Below are 20,571 nucleotides of genomic sequence, written 5' to 3'. Positions count from 1 at the left end.
TTTATTCTCGTGTCATTCAAACTAGGCGCGCCCCAGTATAGCAAGCGCGCCGCTACGCTGACAGGAAAACGATGAGACGCTGGAACGGGTGGGGAGACGAAGCAGTGGAGTTTGCGCTGCATGAGGAAGCGCTGGCATTTCTGGCGCAGCGCATCGGTGCCGGCACGCCGGTTGCAGACGCCACGCTGGAGCAGGCTTGCGCCCGGATTGCGCCCAGCCGCCTGCCTGCCGACGCACAGGTAGACAGTCTGCTACAGACCGGTAGCGAAGTCCGCCTGCGTCATGCGCTGGGCCAGAGCCTGCCGGACTGGCTGCGGCTGCGCTACGGCATGATAGAAACGGCGCCCGATGGCGTAGCCTATCCCGAAAGCGGCGACGAAGTGCGGGCCTTGCTGGACTACGCACAGCGGCATAACGTGGCGCTGATACCACAGGGCGGCGGCACCAGCGTGGTGGGCCATCTGACGGCGCCGGCCGGCGCCCAGCCGGTGCTGACGGTGAACCTGTGCCGTTTGCGCCAGCTCCATTATCTTGATACGGAAGCCCAGCTGGCCACTTTCGGTGCCGGCGTGCTGGGGCCGGACCTTGAAGCCCAGCTGCGCGCGCGCGGCTACACGCTCGGTCACTTTCCGCAGTCGTTCGAATATTCCTCGCTGGGCGGCTGGGTGGTCACCCGTTCGTCCGGCCAGCAATCGCTGCGCTATGGCCGCATCGAGCAGATGTTCCGTGGCGGCGTGGTGGAGACACCGGCCGGTACGCTCAGAGTACAGACCTTCCCCGCATCGGCGGCCGGTACCGATCTGCGCGAACTGGTGCTGGGTTCGGAAGGGCGCATGGGCATACTGACGGAAGCCACCGTGCGGGTGACGGCGCTGCCTGAATACGAAGCCTTCCATGCGGTGTTCCTGCCCGGCTGGCAGGCCGCCGAAACCGCCGTGCGTCTGCTAGCGCAAGCGGGGCTGGCGCTATCCATGCTGCGTCTGTCGAACCCGCTGGAAACCACTACCATGCTGGCGCTGGCGGGCCACAAGCGCCTGATCGGCGTGCTCGAAAGCTATCTGGCGCTGCGCGGCTGCAGGCAGGAGAAGTGCATGCTGATGATAGGCGTGAGCGGGCCGAAGCGGGCAGCGCGGGCGGCACTGCGGGCAGCGCTGGAAATCACCGCGCCGCTGGGCGGGGTGCACGTGGGCCGTGCCATGGGCGAGAAGTGGAAGCAGAACCGCTTCCGCAATGTCTATCTGCGCAATGCGGCGTGGCAGCATGGCTATGCCATCGATACGGTGGAAACGGCAGTCGACTGGACGCGCGTGGGCAGCATGATGCAGACGGTGGAAGCGGCGGCAACGGCAGCGCTGGCGCAGTATGGCGAGAAGGTGCATACCTATACCCATCTGTCGCACGTCTACGCGCAGGGCGCCAGCGTGTACACCACGTTTGTGTTCCGGCTGGCCGGCAATTACGCGGAGGATCTGGCGCGCTGGCGTACGCTCAAGCATGCGGTCAGCTGCGCCATCGTAGCGCAAGGCGGCACTATCAGCCACCAGCATGGCGTCGGCACCGACCACGCGCCGTATCTGGCGGCAGAGAAGGGCGAACTGGGACTGTCGGCCATGCAGGCATTGTTGCGCCATTTCGATCCGCGGCAGATCATGAATCCCGGGAAGTTACTGCCATGAGTGCCGTGTGGAGCAAGGGCGGGCGTGCCGCACTGCCGGCGCTGCTGGCACAGCAGTGGGATCTGATCGTGATAGGCGGCGGCATCACCGGCGCTGGCATCCTGCTGGAAGCGGCGCGGCGCGGACTGAAAGCCCTGCTGCTGGAACAGCGCGATTTCGCCTGGGGGACCTCGAGCCGTTCTTCCAAGCTGGTACACGGCGGACTGCGCTACCTGAAGGAAGGGCAGTTAGGCCTGACGCGCGAATCAGTGCACGAGCGCGAGCACTTGCTGCAACAGGCGGCGGGGCTGGTGGAGCCGCAGAGTTTCGCTTTTGGCCACTATGCGGGACGCAAGCCGGGCAAGCTGATGTTTCTGCTCGGACTGGCCATGTATGACAGGCTGGCTGGCCAGCGCAGCCGCCACTATTACGGGCGCGCGGAGTTTGCCGCGCTGGCGCCGAATGTCTCGACACAGGGGCTGCTCGGTGGCATGGTCTACACCGACGCCAAGACCGACGATGCGCGGCTGGTGCTGCGCGTGCTGCAGGAAGCGCAGGCCCATGGCGCCGTGGCGCTCAACTATATGGCCGTGCGGGGCTTGCTGCGCCAAGGCTCGCACGCTGACGGGCCGGTGAACGGCGTGCAGGTGCGCGACACGCTGAACGACGAAGGGCAAGCGCTGCCTTTTGCGGTGCGCGCCCGCGTGGTGATCAGCGCTACCGGCGCCTGGGCAGACGGCTTGCGCCTGCAGGCGGGCGCTAATACAGCGGCTGCGCTGGCGCCGCTCAAACCTCGGCTGCGGCCTTTGCGCGGCAGCCATCTGGTGCTGCCCGCATGGCGGTTGCCGCTGGCGCAGGCGATCAGCCTGATGCACCCTTACGATGGCCGTCCGGTGTTTGCCTTTCCATGGGAAGGCGTGACGCTGGTGGGCACCACCGACGTCGATCACAAAGAAGATATGGCGCACGATGCCAGCATCACGCCTGCCGAAGTGGCCTACCTGATGGCCGTGCTGCATGACCAGTTTCCCCAGCTGGCACTGAGTGAACGCGATGTGATCGCCACCTATGCGGGCGTGCGCCCCGTGATCGATACGGGCAAGGCTGATCCATCCAAGGAGGGCCGTGACCATGCGCTGTGGCTGGAGCACGGTCTGCTGACGGTCACTGGCGGCAAGCTGACCACCTTCCGCGTGATCGCGCTCGATGCCCTGCGCCGTGTGGCCAGCCTGCTGCCGGACTGGCAGGCCGATTTGTCGCCACAGCCCGTGTTCGAGGCCGCACCAGCGCTGCTGCCGCATAGGCCGGAACTACCGGCCGGCATGGCGCACAAGCTGCAAGGCCGCTATGGCGCGCTAACCGAGCAGGTGCTGGCTGCCGCGCAGGAGGGCGAGCTGGCGCTGATCGGCGGCACGGAAACCTGCTGGGTACAGCTGCGCTGGGCGGCGCGCTGCGAGTCGGTGCAGCGGCTGGAAGACCTGCTGTTGCGCCGCAGCCGCATCGGCCTGCAGGTACGGCAGGGCGGGCTGGCCATGATGGCGCGCATCCGCGCTATCTGCCAGCCGGAACTGGGCTGGAGCGACCAGCGCTGGGATGCCGAACAGGCTGCCTATGTGGCATTATGGAATAAGCACTACAGCCTGCCCGCATAAGTACCGGCCTGGCAGGGGCTGCAAAAAAAACAGCAGAACGACAATAAGCATAAGACTGAAAAGAGCGAGACACAGCACCATGGCAGAGCAATACCTACTTTCTATCGACAATGGCACGCAGAGCGTACGCGCCCTGCTGTTCGACCTGCAGGGCCAGCTGGTAGCAAAGTCGCAAGTGCATTTGCAGGCCTATTACTCGGAGCATCCCGGTTGGGCCGAGCACGACGCCGACGGCTACTGGCGCGCAGTAGGGCAGGCCTGCCAGCAGCTGTGGCAGAACTGCAGCGTGCCTCGTTCTGCCGTCCAGGGCGTGGCAGTGACCACCCAGCGCGGCACCGTGGTGAATGTGGACCGCGACGGCAAAGTGCTGCGTCCCGCCATAACGTGGCTGGACCAGCGCCGCGTGGGCCCGCAGCCGCCGCTAAGCCTGTTGTGGCGTACCGCCTTCAAGCTGACCGGCCTGTCCGGCACCATCGAATACTTCCGCCGTGAAGCGGAGATCAACTGGATCGCGCAATACCAGCCCGAAGTCTGGCAGCAGACCTATAAATACCTGCTGCTGTCGGGCTTCCTGAATTTCCGCCTGTGCGGCCGCCATGTCGATTCCGTCGGTTCGCAGGTGGCCTATGTGCCGTTCGACTACAAGGGCCACAAATGGGCCGGGCCGCGCGACTGGAAATGGGAAGCGCTGAAAATCCGCCCGGACATGCTGCCGGAACTGGTGGCGCCGGGCACCATCATCGGCGCCATTACGGCCGATGCGGCGGCGTTCACCGGCATCCCCGAAGGTACGCCGCTGGTGGCGGCGGCGGCGGACAAGGCCTGCGAGGTGATCGGTGCCGGTGCGCTGGAGCCGCATATCGCCTGCCTCAGTTACGGTACCACGGCCACCATCAATACCACCAGCCGCAAATACGTGGAAGTGACGCCGCTGATTCCGCCTTATCCGGCAGCGATACCGGGCGCCTACAGCACCGAGGTGCAGATTTTTCGCGGCTACTGGATGGTGAACTGGTTCAAGGAGCAGTTCGGCCATCTGGAGCAGCTGACGGGCGCCGAGCAGGGGCTGGCGCCGGAATTCATGTTCGATCAGCTGGTGAACGAGGTGCCGCCCGGTTCCATGGGCCTGATGCTGCAGCCGTACTGGAGCCCCGGCATCAAGACGCCGGGGCCGGAAGCCAAGGGAGCGATGATAGGCTTTGGCGACGTGCACACGCGTGCCCATATGTACCGCGCCATACTGGAAGGACTGGCCTATGCGCTACGCGAAGGCAAGGAGCGCATCGAGAAGCGCAGCGGCGTGCCGGTGACGGAATTGCGGGTGGCCGGTGGCGGTTCGCAGAGCGACGCAGCCATGCAGCTGACGGCGGATATTTTCGGCCTGCCTGCTGCTCGTGCCCACATCTACGAAACCTCGGGGCTGGGGGCGGCAATCGCCGTGGCGGCAGGGCTGGGATTGCACAAGGACTTCGACACGGCCACCCGCGCCATGACGCGGCCCGGCCGCGTGTTCCAGCCGATAGCTGCCAACCGGCAGATCTATGACCGCCTGTACAAGCGGGTATATCTGCATATGTATCAGCGCCTGCAGCCTATGTACCAGCAGATCGCCGACATTACCGGCTATCCCGAGCAGGTCTGAGCCTAGCGCATCACCAGTGCCTTGATGGCGTCCATGGCGCTGCTGCTGCCGCACTGGGTAGCCTGCACCTGATTGCGGCCCTGTTCCTTGGCCGCGTACATGGCGCGGTCGGCGGCCACGAACAGCGATTCGATGCTGTCCAGATGGCGCGGATAGGTTGTGGCTACGCCTATGCTTACGGTCAGCCATGGCGAGGTGCCTGAGCGCGGATGAGGAATCTGCAAGCCCTCGATGCGGGCCCGTATGGCTTCGGCCAGCTGCAGCGCCGTGGCGCCATCCGTTTCGGCAAACAGCAGCACGAATTCCTCGCCGCCATAGCGCGCCGCCAGATCGGTCTGGCGCAGGGCATGGGCGGCAATCGCCTGCGCCACCTGCTGCAGACAGGCGTCGCCCGCAGGGTGGCCCAGCGTATCGTTGTACAGTTTGAAGTGGTCCACATCGAGCACCACCAGCGATAGCGGCAGGCCGCTGCGCATGGCGCGCTGCCATTCCTTCTCGATAAAGCTGTCGAAGTGGCGCCGGTTGGCGATCTTGGTCAGCGGGTCTATCATGGCAGCGCGCTGCAGCGCGTCTTCCGACTGCTTGTGATGGGTGATGTCGTGCAGCAGGCCGACAAACAGGGGCTGGCGCAGCACCATGGGGGTGAGTGTCAGGTCCATGCAGACCGAACTGCCGTTGCGGTGGCGGATGATGACTTCGCGCGTGCCGTGGCTGTGGGCCGATTCCGGCTCCGCTGCATAGCGCCGGAAGTAGTCGAGGTATTCCTGCGCTACCATGGGGTTGAGCAGTTCGGCGATGTTGCGTCCTGCCAGTTCCTGTTCGCTGTAGCCCAGATAATTGACGCAGGCCGGATTGGCATACTGGATGCGGCCATCGGCCTCGATGATCAGCAGGCCCTCGGCCATGCTGTTGACGATGGCGCGCAGGCGCTCGGCCTGTTCCTCCTGAGTTTCGCTGCGGCTGCGGATCTGCAGCTGGGTGCGCACGCGGGCGCACACTTCGGCCATGCGCAGCGGCTTGCTGATGTAGTCGACGGCGCCGATATCGAAGCCGGCCACCACATCTTCCGTGTCCGTTTTGGCACTCATGAAGATGACGGGAATGCGCTGGGTGCTGGCGTGATTTTTCAGCTGGCGGCAGGTTTCCAGGCCATCCATGCCGGGCATGATGACGTCCAGCAGTATCAGGTCGGGGTGGACGCGGCGGGCGATTTTCAGCGCACGTTCGCCGTTGTTGGCGACAAATGTCTGATACCCCTGTTGCACCATCATGCTCCGCAAGGCGCTCAGGTTCTCCGGCGCGTCGTCCACGATGAGGATCGCGGCGTCACGTCGGCTAGCGTGTTGCAGAGGGGTGACTGGGGTGAACAAGGGCCGTCCTGCTAATGAATATTGGGTACGTGCAAAATCATAACGCTTAGCTCAGCACTTAAGGAACAAATAATTAAGTTTTTTTTGGGAAATAAATAAATATCCCTCTGACGGCGTTTTCAGGCTGTTGTTTTTTTAAAAAAAAGAGCGGCCGGAGCCGCTCTTCTGTACTGCTGCCTGATTTACAGCTTGGCTGCGATCAGCTTGCCGAGGATTTCGATGCCGGCGCGGATACGCTCTGGCGGCACCGTCACGAAGGACAGACGCAGGGTATTGGTTTCCGGCTCGTTGGCGTAGAACGGCGAACCCGGCACGAAGGCCACTTTCTGGGCGATGGCTTCGTCCAGCAGTTTCATCGCATCGATGTGCTTAGGCAGGGTCACCCAGATGAACATGCCGCCTTCCGGTTTGGTCCACTGCACGGCGGACGGGAAGTGCTGCGCCATGGCGTCCAGCATGACCTGGCACTGGTCGCCGTACAGGGTGCGGATTTTCGGAATGTGCTGGTCGAGGAAGCCGTCCTTGATGACATCGTAGACCACCATCTGGGTCAGCTGCGAAGTGTGCAGGTCGGCGGCCTGTTTGGCCAGTTCCAGACGGCGTACCAGCGGCAGCGGTGCCACTACATAGCCCAGACGGATGCCGGGGGTCAGCACCTTGGAGAAGGAGCCCATGTAGATCACGCCGTCCGGGTTCATTGCCACCATCTTCGGTGCCGGTGCGCCTTTGTAGCTCAGCGCGCCGTAAGGATCGTCCTCGATCAGCGGCAGGCCCAGACGGGCGCAGGTTTCCACCAGTTCCACCCGGCGTTCCACCGACAGCGAGCGGCCGGTCGGGTTCTGGAAGTTAGGCAGGGCGTACAGCAGGCGCGCGCCGGCGGCCACTTTGTCCAGCGATGCCGGCACCAGACCGTGTTCGTCGGTGTCCACCGATTTGAATTCGGGACGGTAGACCGAGAAGGCTTGCAGGGCGCCCAGATAGGACGGGGTTTCCACCAGCACGCGGCTGCCTTCGTCGATCAGCACCTTGCCCAGCAGGTCCAGCGCCTGTTGCGAACCGGAGGTCATCAGCACCTGTTCCGGCACGATTTTCGCGCCGTTGGTGGACAGCGAATCTGCGATCCACTGGCGCAGCGGCAGGTAGCCGTCGGTCGGTCCGTATTGCAGCGCCACTTTGCCGTTTTCGCTCAGCACCTTGTCGAAGGCCGCTTTCATGGTCTCGACCGGGAAGGTTAGCGGCGAAGGCAGGCCGCCAGCGAAGGAAATGATTTCCGGCTGCTGGGTGATCTTCAGGATTTCGCGAATGAAGGACGATTGCAGCTGGTCGGCGCGTTCCGAGAAGCGCCACTGTATCGGTGCAGGGTTTTCGATTTTCATACTTGTCTCACTAGAGTAAAACCGGCCGGGCCGGTGATGCCATCAGCGCGCTTGTGGCACGCTTTCTATATTAGGAACAGCCGCTGGTAAGCGGCCGCCCGCTTACGCGACTTCCGCGATCAATTCGATTTCGACGCAGGCGCCCAGCGGGATTTGCGCAACGCCGAAGGCCGAACGGGCGTGTTTGCCGGCATCGCCGAACACTTCGCCCAGCAGCTCGGAGGCGCCGTTGGTAACCAGATGCTGCTCGGTGAAGTCCGCCGTGGAGTTCACCAGACTCATGACTTTGACGATGCGCTTGACACGGGTCAGGTCGCCGCCTACGGCCGCCTGCAGGGTGCCGATCAGGTCGATGGCGATGGCGCGCGCTGCAGCCTTGCCTTCGGCCGTGTCGATATTCTTACCCAGCTGGCCTACCCATACGCTGCCGTCGGCGCGTTTGGCGATGTGACCGGACAGGAACACCAGATTGCCCGTTTGTGCATACATGACGTAGGCCGCAGCCGGCGTAGCAGGGGCAGCCAGGGTGATGTCGAGTGCTTTCAGTTTTTCGTAGACAGACATGTGAGTTCCAGATCAAAAAATGTGGGTGGGACAGATGCAAGACCGTTATTGTACGTGTTGTAGCAGGCGCTGCCCACAATTGAGGCAAAATCAAGATAGTCTACGGTTTTCCCGCCGTTTTACCTGCATTTCTCGCTCCGACCAGGCACTGCTTACGCTGCCAGTTGCAGAAAATGCTGGGCGCCGGTTCGACACGGGGCGCCGTCATGCTGCACGGACTGCGCTTGCTGGACTTTATGCTACGTGACAAAACCAGTACAGTACAAGTACACTTGTGTAGTTAATTTTTGTACTGTGATGGCAAAATGACCAATACACGACGCCGTTCGCTGCTAGGCGATGCCGCCGCCAATGCCGCCGCTGCCGTGGCCGAAGCGCTGGCCGCCGCCGAAACCCGTGCCGCGCAAGCTGCCAGCCAGGCGCTGGCCGATACCACCAGCGTTGCACTACCGGCCAGTGTGGCGCGGCCGCGCCGGGCTGCACCGGCTGGCGCTCTGCTTGGCCTGCTGTCGCGCGAATCGGGCGAAACCCTGATCGACCAGATCGTACGTTCGGTAGCGGCCCGCATCGACGAGCGTCTGCTGCGCAGCGGTGCGCGCATGCCTTCGATCCGCGCCTTCGCTGCGGCCCACGGGGTGTCGCCCTTCACGGTGGTGGCCAGCTATGACAGGCTGGTGGCGACTGGCTATCTGGAATCGCGGCGCGGCGCCGGCTTTTTCGTGCGCGAGCGCGCGGGCATGGTGGCGCGCCATGGCGGGTTGCGCCACGGCGTACATGGCGGCAGCGGCTTCGAGGTCAAACCTATCGATGTGGTCTGGCTGGTGCGCAATATGTTCCGCCAGATGCCTCATGCCCAGATGCCGGGCAGCGGCGTGCTGCCGTCCGACTGGCTCGATGGGGCAGCCATCGCCAATGCGCTCAAGGCCGTGAGCCGGCAGAATGCCGGTGTGCTGCTCAGTTACGGCGTGCCGCAGGGCTTTCTGCCCCTGCGCCAGCAGCTGCAGCACAAGCTGGCCGAGCTGGAAATTGCTGCTGCGCCGGAGCAGTTGCTGACGACGGCTGGCGTGACGCAGGGGCTGGATCTGGTGGCGCGCGAGTTCACCCAGCCCGGCGACACCATTTTTGTCGATGATCCCGCGTGGTTCCTCATGTTCGGCTCGTTCGCGGCGCTGGGTGCCAAGGTGGTGGGCATTCCCCGTCTGGCCGATGGCCCCGATATTGCCAAGCTGGCCGAACTGGCGGCACTGCACAAGCCCAAGCTCTACATCATTAATTCGGTGCTGCACAACCCCAGTTCCACGTCACTGTCGGCGGCCAAGGCGTTTCAGGTGCTGCGGCTGGCGGAAGAACATGATTTTGTCATCGTTGAAGACGATATCTACTGCGACCTGCATCCGGGCAGCGCGGTACAGCCGGCCACCCGGCTGGCGGCGCTCGACCAGCTGCAGCGGGTGATCTATCTGGGCGGCTTCTCCAAGACCATGGCGGCCAATCTGCGCGTGGGCTTTATTGCCGCCTCGCCGGAACGGGCCGAAAGGCTGGCCGACCGCAAGATGCTGACCATGCTGACCACCAGCGATATCGGCGAGCGGGTGGTGTACAAGGTGCTGTCCGACGGCACCTTCCGCAAGCATACCGACCGCATGCGCGCCCGCCTCGACGGCCTGCGCGCCAAAACTATCCGCCAGATGGAGCGGGTAGGGCTGAAGGTCGATGTGGCGGCACCGGCCGGTATGTTCGTCTGGGTCGATGCGGGACGCGATACCAATGTACTGGCCGAGCGGGCCATGGCGCAGAACCTGCTGCTGGCGCCGGGCAGCCTGTTTTCACCGGCCCAGCTGCCGTCCACCCGCATGCGTTTGAACGTGGCCGCCATGCAGGACCCGCAGGTGTGGCGCTTCCTCGAAAGCGAACTGGCGCGCTCCTAGGCCGGATCGCGGGCGCTCTTGAAATGGCGCGGAACATCCCCAATTAGGGGCAACATTTGCATTAAACGCAATGCGGGCGGCCGGGGGCGACCTGCCGCCACGATGAGATACACCCAAGCATAAGACTATTCACAAGACTATTTGAGGCTTACCAAAATGGCAGATACCGAAAAGCAGACCCTAGGTTTTCAGGCAGAAGTAAAGCAGCTGCTGCAGCTGATGATCCACTCGCTGTACTCGAACAAAGAGATTTTCCTGCGCGAGCTGATTTCCAACGCTTCCGACGCATCGGACAAGCTGCGCTTCGAAGCGATCAACAACGATGCGCTGTACGGCAATGACCACGAACTGAAAATCAAGGTCGCTTTTGACAAAGCGGCACGCACCATCACCATTTCCGATAACGGCATCGGCATGAGCCGTGACGAAGCGATCTCCCATCTGGGCACCATCGCCAAATCGGGCACCAAGGAATTCTTCGGCAAGCTGTCGGGCGACCAGCAGCAGGACGCCGCCCTGATCGGCCAGTTCGGCGTGGGCTTCTACTCGGGCTTCATCGTGGCCGACAAGATCACGGTGGAAACCCGCCGTGCCGGCGCCGCTGCCAGCGAAGGCGTGCGCTGGGAATCGGAAGGCCAGGGCGACTACTCGGTGGAACAGATCGAGAAGAGCGGCCGCGGCACCGACATCATCCTGCACCTGCGCGAAGGCGAGGACGAGCTGCTGTCGTCGTGGAAGATCAAATCCATCATCCGTAAATACTCCGACCATATCTCGCTGCCTATCGTGATGCAGAAAGAAGAGTGGGACGAAGAGAAGAAGGAAACGGTTCTCAAGGACGAACTGGAAACCGTCAATCAGGCTAGCGCCCTGTGGGCCCGCAACAAGTCCGATATCACGCCGGAACAGTACGACGAATTCTACAAACACGTTTCGCACGACTTCCAGGCACCGCTGACCCACACCCACAACCGGGTGGAAGGCCGCAGCGAATACACCCAGCTGCTGTACATTCCGGCCAAAGCCCCGTTCGACCTGTGGGACCGCAACAAGCGCGGCGGCATCAAACTGTACGTCAAGCGCGTATTCATCATGGACGATGCCGAACAGCTGATGCCGACCTATCTGCGCATGGTGAAAGGCGTGATCGATTCGGCCGACCTGCCGCTGAACGTCTCGCGTGAAATTCTGCAGGAATCGCGCGACGTAAAAGTGATCCGCGATGGCTCGACCAAACGCGTGATCGGCATGCTGGAAGAACTGGCCAATGCCGACGAACAGGAGAAGAAGGACAAGTACGCCACCTTCTGGAAGGAGTTCGGGCAGGTGCTGAAAGAGGGCATAGGCGAGGACGCCACCAACAAGGACCGTCTGGCCAAGCTGCTGCGCTTCGCTTCCACCGCCAACGACAGCGACGAACAGAATGTCTCGTTCGAGCAGTACATTGCCCGCGCCAAGGAAGGCCAGGACAAGATCTACTACGTCACGGCGGATAACTACGTGGCAGCGAAAAACAGCCCGCATCTGGAAATCTTCCGCAAGAAAGGCGTGGAAGTGCTGCTGCTGACCGACCGCGTGGACGAATGGATGCTGTCCTTCCTGACCGAGTTCGAAGGCAAGGAGCTGGTATCGGTGGCCAAAGGCGGCCTCGATCTGGGCGCGCTGGAAGACGAAGCGGAGAAGAAGGAACACGAGGAAACGGAAAGCTCGTACAAGGAGCTGGTGGGCAAGATGAAAGAGGCCCTGAGCGACAAGGCCAAGGACGTGCGCGTGACCTTCCGTCTGACCGATTCGCCGGCCTGTCTGGTGGCGGACGAACATGAACTGTCGGGCAACCTGCTGCGCATGCTGAAAGCAGCGGGCCAGAATGCGCCGGAGTCCAAGCCTATTCTGGAAATTAATCCTAACCACCCGCTGGTGACGCGTCTGAAGTATCAGGATGCCGGTACGGCCTTCAACGACTGGGCCAACATCCTGTTCGATCAGGCCCTGCTGGCCGAAGGCGGTTCGCTCAGCGATCCGGCCACCTTCGTCAAGCGCCTGAACGAGATGCTGCTGAACGGCGCTGCCAAGTAAGAGCATTTTCATAATTTTCCCGCCGGAGTGTGCTATGTTTGCGGCTCCGCAAGCATATCTCCGGGGGAAACATGTCTCGATACACCGTGGCGCTGGCCAGCGCCATGTTGCTGCTTGCGCCTGTGGCACAGGCGCAGCTTGCAGCGCCTGCCGCGAGCAGCAGCGCAACCGCACCGGCTGCACCACTTTATCCCGCACTACCGAGCGAAACACCGGATGAATTCCATGCCCCGGTAGACGGTTTCGACTACGTCAAACGCAGCGTGATGATACCGATGCGCGATGGCGTCAAGCTCAATACTGTGATTATCGTGCCGCGCGGCGCCAGTCATGCGCCTATCCTGCTGACCCGCACGCCGTATAACGCGGCCGAACTGACGGCCCATGCGGAAAGCTCGCAGCTGGAAAACATCCTGCAGGGCTATGACAATGCCGCCGATGTGGTGGTGCAGGGCGGCTATATCCGCGTGATGCAGGATGTGCGCGGCAAGCACGGTTCGGAAGGCGATTATGTGATGAACCGGCCGCTGGCAGGTTCCAGCTTCAATCCTACGCCGGTCGACCATTCCACCGACACCTGGGACACCATCGAATGGCTGACCCATAACCTCCCCGAAAGTAATGGCAAGGTCGGCATCATCGGTATTTCCTACGATGGCTATCTGCCGCTGATGGCGCTGGTCAAACCGCATCCGGCGCTCAAGGCTGCCGTGCCAATGAACCCCATGGTCGATGGCTGGCGTGGCGATGACTGGTTCCATAACGGCGCATTCCGTCAGGTGAATCTGGCCTACATCCTCGAACAGGTGGCTACGCGCCGCGGCGAAGCCAAGTGGTATAGCAGTCATTACGACGACTACGACACTTTCCTGCGCGCCGGTTCGGCCGGCGCACTGGCCAGTCAGCGCGGGCTGGAGCAGGTGGGCTTCTGGCGCAAACTCAGTAGCCACCCTGCGTACGACCATTTCTGGAGCGAGCAGGCGATGGATCAGGTGCTGGCGCGCCAGCCCGTTAAGGTGCCGACCATGCTGGTGCATAGCTGGTGGGACGCCGAGGATATTTATGGCGCGCTGGCCGTGTACAAGGCCATCAAGCCGCTGGACCGCGAGAATCAGGTGTATCTGGTGATGGGGCCGTGGAACCATGGCGGTGCCATCGATGAGGGCAGCAAGCTCGGTGCGCTGCGCTTTGGCAGCGATACGGCGCTGCATTTCAGGCAGGAGATACTGCGTCCCTTCCTCGATCATTATCTGAAAGATGATGCGCCGGCGCTGAATATCGCCCCTGTCTCGGCTTTCGAGACGGGCAGCAACAAGTGGCGTGCGCTGAACCGCTGGCCTAGTGGCTGCAACAGCGGCTGCAGCACGACGCCGACGGCTTTGATGCTGGCTGCGGGCAGCAAGCTGACGCTGGGCCGTGTTCCTGCGGCTACCACGCCGGCCGCACCCGCTGTGGCCACGGCTTACGATGAATATGTATCCGACCCGGCCAAGCCTGTGCCTTACCGCGCCCGCCCCATCATGGCAGTGGGCTACGATGAAGCGAAAGGGCAGACATGGCCGCGCTGGCTGGTGGACGACCAGCGCGAAGCTTCCGGCCGCCCCGATGTGCTGAGCTACACCAGCGAGGTGCTGACGGCGCCCGTCAAGATTAGCGGCGAGCCCATAGCCAACCTGCTGGCAGCCACCTGCGGCACGGATGCCGACTGGGTGGTCAAGCTGATCGATGTGTATCCCGATCAGGTGGCGGCGCAGCCGGACATGGGCGGCTATCAGCTGATGGTGTCGGCCGACATATTCCGTGGCCGCTACCGCGAGTCGCTGTCCCAGCCTAAAGCGCTGGCGCCCGATACGCCGCTAGCCTTCCGCTTTGCATTGCCTGCCGCTAATCACGTATTCCTGCCGGGCCACCGCATCATGGTGCAGATCCAGTCCAGCTGGTTCCCCCTGTATGACCGGAATCCGCAAACCTTTGTGCCGAATATCTTCTTTGCCCAGCCGGCGGATTATCGTAAAGCTACCCAGCGCATCTACCACGACAGCTATATCGAACTGCCGCTCGTGAGCAGCAAGCGCTAGGCAGGCGGCGCGCCGTGCTGCTAGCGGGCGCGCCCATACGCTCTAAGCGCGACGGCGCCGGCGTGCAGCCAGCAGCACGGCTGGCACGCCCAGCCCCAGCATGGCGATGTTAGCCGGTTCCGGCACGGCAGGCGCCTGCAGGAAGCCGCGGATTTCTCCGCCCGGATAGGCCGTGCTGTGGATGTTTAAATAGGCCGTACCGCTGCCCAGTCCCATGGCAAAGGCGGATTCCGCACCGGCTATGGTGCCGCCATGGCTGGCAATAAAGGCCGGATTCCATGTGCTACTGAGCGTAGTGTCGAACACGTGGCTATAGGCGCCCGCATGCACGCCTAGCGGGAAGCCGGTGAACGAAGGCAGCTCCGTCATGACGGGCGCCGTGCCTGCGCCTGCCGTGTCGGTGCAGCAGTGGATATGGGCCGCCGTGCTGGTGCCTAGCAGGCTGCCGAAGGCGACATCAACTTCCAGCATGTGGCTGGCCGCATCGAAGCGCAGCACGGTGGCGCCCATGGCTGTGGACGTATTTGGCGGGGCTTCCTGCGCGCCGCTGAGTATGGCCGTATAGGTGGTGACGGCGGCATGCGCGGCCGGCATGGCGGCGGCCAGTCCGAGCAGCAGGCTGGCGGCTGCGGCCAGCCTGATGCTGCGGCAATGCATGTTAGGCTTTATAAGCTTTATAGGCTTCATCTGGTTTCCTCCTCGCGCGACGGGTTAAAGGTCTAGCTTAGAGTAGGGCGCAGCGGGCGAGTTCCCGCCAGCCCTCCGATGAAGTGTCAGAGCTCCGTGCGCAGGGCGAACAGCTCGGGGAACAGCACGACATCGAGCATCTTGCGCAGATAGCTGGCGCCTGCCGTGCCGCCCGTACCCGTCTTGAAGCCGATGATGCGTTCTACCGTATTGAGGTGGCGGAAGCGCCAGAAGCGGAACGCGGTTTCCAGGTCGACCAGCTTTTCGGCCAGTTCGTACAGGGCCCAGTAGCGCTGGGTATCGCCATACACGGTCAGCCATGCCTGCTTGACCGATTCGTCTGCGCGGGTAGGCTGGGTCCAGTCGCCGTTCAGGCGCTCGGGCGCGATGGTCAGGCCGTTGCGGGCCAGCAGTTTGATGGCTTCGTCGTACACGGACGGCGCATGCAGCGCCTGTTCCAGCAGGCGGTAGGTGTCGCTGTGGCTGGCGTGGACGCTGAGCAGGGCCGGATTCTTGTTACCGAGGATGAACTCGATCTCGCGGTACTGGTAGGACTGGAAGCCGGACGAGGCGCCCAGATACGGGCGGATGGCGGTATATTCGGGCGGCGTCATGGTGGCCAGTACATCCCAGGCGTGTACCAGCTGGTCCATGATGCGGGCCACCCGGGCCAGCATCTTGAACGCTGGCGGCAGATCGTCGGCCTGCAGATGGGTGCGCACGGCGTGCATTTCGTGCAGCATCAGCTTCATCCACAGTTCGCTGGTCTGGTGCTGCACGATGAACAGCATTTCGTTATGGTTGGGCGAGAGCGGGTGCTGGGCCGTGAGGATCTGGTTCAGGCCCAGATAATCGCCGTAGCTCATATCCTTGCTGAAATCCATCTGGGCGCCGTGCCACTGGGCATCACCTGCCGCTGCATGCATGGGGCAGCCGCTGGCTGCTGCTTTGTTATCGGTCATGTTGTGCTCGCTTCAGGTGACGGCATCGCGCCGGGCATGGATATCGTAGGCTTGCTGGTCCAGAATGTCGCACAGGATGTCGACCGCATCCCAGACATCGGTAAAGCTGGTGTACAGCGGCGTAAAGCCGAAGCGCATGATGGCCGGTTCGCGGTAGTCGCCGATGACGCCACGAGCGATCAGGGCCGCCATCACGGCATAGCCGTGCGGGTGGGTGAAGCTGACCTGGCTACCGCGGCGCGCATGTTCGCGTGGCGTTACCAGTCCCAGCGGATGGGCGGCGCAGCGCTGCTCCACCAGGGCGATGAACAGGTCGGTCAGGGCCAGCGATTTGGCGCGCAGGGCAGCCATGCTGGTCTGGTCGTAGATATCGAGGCCGCATTCCACCAGTGCCAGCGAGACGATGGGCTGGGTGCCGCACAGGGCACGGGCGATGCCATCGGCCGGGGCAAAGGCGGGCGCCATGGCGAACGGCGCCGCATGGCCCCACCAGCCGGACAGCGGCTGGCGGAATTGCGCCTGATGGCGCTCGGGCACCCAGATGAAGGCTGGTGCGCCGGGGCCGCCGTTCAGATATTTATAAGTGCAGCCCACGGCCAGATCGGCGCCATCGGCATGCAGATCGACCGGCACGGCACCCGCCGAGTGGGCCAGATCCCAGATGATCAGGGCGCCGGCGGCATGGGCGAAGGCGCTGGCGGCACGCATATCGTGCTGGTAGCCCGTACGGTAATTGACATGGGTCAGCATTACCACGGCGCTTTCCTGATTGATGGCACTGGCCAGTTCGGCCACATCGTCGATCAGGTGCAGACGGTAGCCGCGCTCCAGCCAGCGGCTCAGCCCTTCGGCCATATAGATATCGGTGGGGAAGTTGGAGCGCTCCGTGACGATTACGCGGCGCTCCGGCTGGCCGGCCTGCATCTGCAGGGCGGCGGCCAGTGCCTTGAACAGATTGACGGAGGTGGTGTCCGTCACCACCACTTCGCCGTAGCGCCCACCTATCAGCGGAGCAATACGGTTGCCCAGCCGTTTAGGCAGGTCGAACCAGCCCGCCGTATTCCAGCTGCGGATCAGCTCATGCCCCCATTCCTGAGCGATCACCTGCTGGGCGCGGGGCAGGGCTGCACGGGGACGGGCGCCGAGAGAATTGCCATCAAGATAGATTACGCCTTCCGGCAGATCGAACTGGGCCCGTAAGGGCGCGAGCGGATCGTGCGCGTCGCGTTCGAGGCAAGCATTGCGAGTTGTCATTTTGTAACTTTCTTGCAAGGTGGATCGATACTTTAGGCTTCAATAAATTGCCAAGGATGCCAGTGTAACAGGTTAAAAGTGCTTTTCTGCGCCCTCCGCATACCCTGAAACAGGGCTGTAACCCGCATGTTTCCTTGCTTTGCAAACTTTTTTAAAAATTTTTCGATTTTTTTCAAAAAAACCCTAAAGTTCCCCAAAACCCTGCCGTTACTCTTTTCATGATGAGCAGAAGAGCGTCATCAGGCGGTTAGGGCGGGTAGAAAAATATGCGAAAAAAAGTGAAAAATTTTTCGCGACAACCCTAAAGTTCCTAAAAAGGCTGCCGTAAAGAGTTTAGATGTAGCAAAAAAGAGTCGCTAGAAACGTTGTTTTTATTTCAGAGCAGGACTTTTTTTGAAGATCGAAAACCGCAATTTTCCTACGCCGCAAGGGCGTAGATGAGTGATCGGCGAGTGTTTGTCAGACAAACACCGACTTGTCGCGTTCGTCATTTCCTGGAAAAAAATACGGAGTTTGTCTACTACTCCGTTTTTTGTTGCTCCCGCAGAATGTATCTCACTGGAAACGCAAATGTGTTTCCGCAGTGCAGATAACGGACGAGGAGAAGGAAATGACCGCTAACGATATGATGGCTGAAATTCGCGACGCTAACCTGAGCTACCTGATGCTGGCCCAGCAAATGATCCGCGCTGATAAAGTCACCGCGATCTTCCGCCTGGGTATCGCTGCCGAGATCGCCGATCTGATCGAAGGCATGAGCAATGCGCAGATTCTGAAACTGGCAGGCGGCAATATGATGCTGGCCCGCTTCCGCTTCGATGACAGCGCGATTCTGTCGATGCTGACCAATTACAATAAAGACCGCGTACTGGCCCAGTCGCACGCCGCCATCCTGATGGCCGGTCAGCCAGTTGAAGAAATCGCGTAATTACAGACTTTTGCAGCGGAGCCCAGATCATGAGCAAGAAAAGCGTCGTATCGGAAGCCCAGGAAATCCAGCTGGCCATCGAACTGATCCAACTGGGAGCGCGTCTGCAATTGCTGGAGTCGGAAGTGTCGCTGTCGCGCGAACGCCTGCTCAAGCTGTATAAAGAACTGCGTGGCGTATCGCCACCGAAAGGCATGCTGCCTTTCTCGACGGACTGGTTCCTGACCTGGCAGCCGAATATCCATTCCTCGCTGTTCATGAACATTCACAAGTTCCTGACCGAACATGCAGGCGCCAGCGGCATCGAAGCCGTGATGAAAGCCTATAAACTGTATCTGGAACAGATGCCGCCGGAACCGGGCGAAGAGCCGCTGCTGTCGCTGACGCGCGCCTGGACGCTGGTACGTTTCTTCAGTAGCAAAATGCTGGAACTGGCTCCCTGCGGCAAATGCCAGGGCAAATTCGTGGTCAATAGCATGGACCTGCACGGCAGCTACGTCTGCGGCCTGTGCCACATGCCTTCGCGCGCCGGCAAGACCAAGAAAGCCCGCGACGCCGACCAGCTGGCCGCGTGACAGCCGCCACACCCCCAACTTCCTATCTGCAGCGCGTAGGGCGGGCTCCCGCCATACGCGCTTTGTTTATCCAGTGCGTCAGCATGCCGCTGACGCTGCTGACCGTCTATTTATTAGCGCGCCTGCATGGTCCCCTGAATGAATACAGTGCCGTCCTGCTGCAGGGCGGCTGGGCTGCTCTGCTGACCTGGCGTGCGGGGCTGGCGCGCTGGTGGCGCTGGATACAGCTGCTGTTTCCCGCCGCACTGATGCTGGCGCTGGCGCTGCAGTTGCCGCCATGGCTGTTCTTGCTGGCGTTTCTGCTCTCGCTGGGCTGGTACTGGTCTACCTTCCGCACGCAAGTGCCTTACTATCCTTCCACGCCTGAAATCTGGGATGCTGTACGTCAAGTTTTGCCTGCCGGCAAGCCGCTGCGCATGATAGACATCGGCAGCGGACTCGGCGGGCTGGTGCTGTATCTGGCCCGCCAGTGTCCGCAAGCCACCTGTATGGGAATAGAACTGGCGCCGCTGCCATGGCTGTACAGCCGCCTGCGCGCCATGCTCGCTGGCAGTCGCGCGCAGTTTATATTAGGTGATTACGAGAAACTTGATTTTGCGCAGTTCCAGCTGGTGTTTGCCTATCTTTCGCCCGCCGCTATGACGGCTCTGTGGCGTAAATCCTCGGCCGAGCTGCAGCCGGGGAGCATGCTGCTGAGCTACGAGTTTGCCATCGAGGGCCAGCCGCCCGATCAGACCATCCATGCCACAGAGAGCGGCAAGCCTCTTTACATATGGTACTTTTAAGCATCATTTAGCGTTATTCGCTTGCCCATGCCCCTAGAGTCGCGTTATTGTAGTTCTATATGTAAATTTTTCTGAAACCGGCCGCCACATTGCTGTCGGGACCACCGGTTTCACTCTAGGGAGCAGGACACTTGTTAGTCATAATTGGTTATGTAGTGGTATGCGTGGGCGTGTTCGGTGGCTATGCCATGTCCGGCGGTCACCTTGCTGCGCTGTTCCAGCCGCTGGAACTGGTCATGATCGGCGGCGGCGCCGTCGGTGCATTCATGGTCGGTAACACGCCGAAGGCGCTGAAAGCCACGGTGGCCGCGCTGCCGACCGTGCTGAAGGGCTCGCCTTACACCAAAGACCTGTATATGGAACTGATGTCGCTGCTGTTCGACGTCCTGTCCAAAGTCCGCAAGGAAGGTCTGATGTCGATCGAGGGCGATATCGAAAACCCCGAGCAGAGCCCTGTGTTCAGCAAATACCCTAGCGTGCTGGCGGACCACCACATCGTCGAATTCATGACGGACTACCTGCGCCTCATGGTGTCGGGCAATATGGATGCCATGCAGATCGAGAATCTGATGGATATGGAACTGGAAACCCACCACCATGAAGGTGCCGTGCCGGCTCACGCGATTGCCAAACTGGGCGACGGTATGCCGGCTTTCGGTATCGTGGCGGCGGTGATGGGGGTGGTGCACACCATGGAATCGGTGGGTATGCCGCCGGCCGAGCTGGGCATTCTGATTGCCCACGCGCTGGTGGGTACCTTCCTTGGTATTCTGCTGGCTTACGGTTTCGTCGGCCCGCTGTCCGGTCTGCTGGAGCAGAAGCTGGACGAATCGAGCAAGATGTTCCAGTGCGTAAAAGTTACTTTGCTGGCCAGTCTGAATGGCTATGCGCCTGCGCTGGCGGTGGAGTTCGGCCGTAAAGTGCTGTACTCGACGGAACGTCCGACCTTCGCCGAGCTGGAGGATCACATCAAGAAATCGAAATCCAAGTGAGCGGCGGCTTGAGCATGGCTGGAACTGGCATTGTGGGTGCATCTGGG

General features: G+C 61.8%; 16 protein-coding genes. 10 read left to right on the top strand and 6 right to left on the bottom strand.

From position 1 onward, the window contains the following. The first annotated feature begins 71 nt into the window (after positions 1–71). The 3 genes from GTP27_RS15790 to GTP27_RS15780 all read left to right on the top strand — a co-directional run bounded on the left by GTP27_RS15790 (position 72) and on the right by GTP27_RS15780 (position 4,949). A complete protein-coding gene (locus GTP27_RS15790) occupies positions 72–1,676 on the top strand; it encodes an FAD-binding oxidoreductase (protein WP_161040136.1) in 1,605 nt (534 codons plus the stop codon). After that, positions 1,673–3,307 carry a glycerol-3-phosphate dehydrogenase/oxidase gene (locus GTP27_RS15785; protein WP_161040135.1) on the top strand — a complete coding sequence of 545 codons (1,635 nt, stop codon included), beginning with the start codon at positions 1,673–1,675 and terminating at the stop codon, positions 3,305–3,307. Before GTP27_RS15790 ends, GTP27_RS15785 begins: the two co-directional genes overlap by 4 nt. 79 nt (positions 3,308–3,386) lie before the next feature. After that, complete coding sequence (locus tag GTP27_RS15780) at positions 3,387–4,949, top strand: FGGY-family carbohydrate kinase (RefSeq protein ID WP_161040134.1); 1,563 nt, start codon at positions 3,387–3,389, stop codon at positions 4,947–4,949. 2 nt (positions 4,950–4,951) lie between these two features. On the opposite strand, the gene GTP27_RS15775 is transcribed toward GTP27_RS15780, so the two are convergent. From GTP27_RS15775 to GTP27_RS15765, 3 genes are all read right to left on the bottom strand, one after another. Then, entirely contained in the window at positions 4,952–6,319 is a 1,368-nt protein-coding gene (locus GTP27_RS15775) for a diguanylate cyclase domain-containing protein (RefSeq protein ID WP_229633997.1), read from the bottom strand. A 182-nt stretch (positions 6,320–6,501) separates the two neighbouring features. Continuing rightward, a complete protein-coding gene (locus tag GTP27_RS15770; protein ID WP_161040133.1) occupies positions 6,502–7,695 on the bottom strand; it encodes an aminotransferase-like domain-containing protein in 1,194 nt (397 codons plus the stop codon). 102 nt (positions 7,696–7,797) lie between these two features. Then, positions 7,798–8,259, bottom strand: a complete 462-nt coding sequence (locus GTP27_RS15765) for a RidA family protein (RefSeq protein WP_155435048.1) — start codon at positions 8,257–8,259, stop codon at positions 7,798–7,800. A gap of 305 nt (positions 8,260–8,564) precedes the next feature. Here GTP27_RS15765 and GTP27_RS15760 point away from each other — a divergent pair, with 305 nt between their 5' ends. The 3 genes from GTP27_RS15760 (at position 8,565) to GTP27_RS15750 (ending at position 14,341) form a co-directional block, all read left to right on the top strand. Continuing rightward, positions 8,565–10,187 carry an aminotransferase-like domain-containing protein gene (locus tag GTP27_RS15760; RefSeq protein WP_161040132.1) on the top strand — a complete coding sequence of 541 codons (1,623 nt, stop codon included), beginning with the start codon at positions 8,565–8,567 and terminating at the stop codon, positions 10,185–10,187. Positions 10,188–10,343: 156 nt separating this feature from the next. Continuing rightward, positions 10,344–12,263, top strand: a complete 1,920-nt coding sequence (gene htpG, locus GTP27_RS15755) for a molecular chaperone HtpG (protein ID WP_161040131.1) — start codon at positions 10,344–10,346, stop codon at positions 12,261–12,263. Positions 12,264–12,334: 71 nt separating this feature from the next. Continuing rightward, complete coding sequence (locus tag GTP27_RS15750) at positions 12,335–14,341, top strand: CocE/NonD family hydrolase (RefSeq protein ID WP_161040130.1); 2,007 nt, start codon at positions 12,335–12,337, stop codon at positions 14,339–14,341. 42 nt (positions 14,342–14,383) lie between these two features. Here the strand turns inward: GTP27_RS15750 and GTP27_RS15745 are convergent, their stop codons facing one another. From GTP27_RS15745 to kynU, 3 genes are all read right to left on the bottom strand, one after another. After that, positions 14,384–14,998, bottom strand: coding sequence for a CHRD domain-containing protein (locus tag GTP27_RS15745; RefSeq protein ID WP_161040129.1), 615 nt, complete (start codon positions 14,996–14,998; stop codon positions 14,384–14,386). Between the two features lie 116 nt (positions 14,999–15,114). Next, a complete protein-coding gene (gene kynA / locus GTP27_RS15740; RefSeq protein ID WP_161040128.1) occupies positions 15,115–15,990 on the bottom strand; it encodes a tryptophan 2,3-dioxygenase in 876 nt (291 codons plus the stop codon). A gap of 12 nt (positions 15,991–16,002) precedes the next feature. Next, positions 16,003–17,244: a kynureninase gene (kynU, locus tag GTP27_RS15735; protein WP_161040127.1), complete on the bottom strand. Its 1,242-nt coding sequence runs from the start codon at positions 17,242–17,244 to the stop codon at positions 16,003–16,005. A gap of 610 nt (positions 17,245–17,854) precedes the next feature. On the opposite strand from kynU, the gene flhD reads away from it, so the two are divergent. The 4 genes from flhD to motA all read left to right on the top strand — a co-directional run bounded on the left by flhD (position 17,855) and on the right by motA (position 20,524). Then, on the top strand, positions 17,855–18,172 hold the full coding sequence (flhD, locus tag GTP27_RS15730) for a flagellar transcriptional regulator FlhD (protein WP_155435052.1): 318 nt from the start codon (positions 17,855–17,857) through the stop codon (positions 18,170–18,172). Between the two features lie 29 nt (positions 18,173–18,201). Further along, positions 18,202–18,747, top strand: a complete 546-nt coding sequence (gene flhC / locus GTP27_RS15725; protein ID WP_161040126.1) for a flagellar transcriptional regulator FlhC — start codon at positions 18,202–18,204, stop codon at positions 18,745–18,747. Further along, positions 18,744–19,532, top strand: a complete 789-nt coding sequence (locus tag GTP27_RS15720) for a class I SAM-dependent methyltransferase (protein ID WP_161040125.1) — start codon at positions 18,744–18,746, stop codon at positions 19,530–19,532. Before flhC ends, GTP27_RS15720 begins: the two co-directional genes overlap by 4 nt. A gap of 131 nt (positions 19,533–19,663) precedes the next feature. After that, entirely contained in the window at positions 19,664–20,524 is an 861-nt protein-coding gene (gene motA / locus GTP27_RS15715) for a flagellar motor stator protein MotA (RefSeq protein ID WP_155435054.1), read from the top strand. Positions 20,525–20,571: the final 47 nt, after the last annotated feature.

It is taken from the genome of Duganella qianjiadongensis, assembly GCF_009857915.1.
GTDB classification, from domain to species: Bacteria; Pseudomonadota; Gammaproteobacteria; order Burkholderiales; family Burkholderiaceae_D; genus Rugamonas; species Rugamonas qianjiadongensis.
The sequence above is the reverse complement of the archived record's forward strand: the minus strand, read 5'-3'. Positions and strand labels throughout refer to the sequence as shown.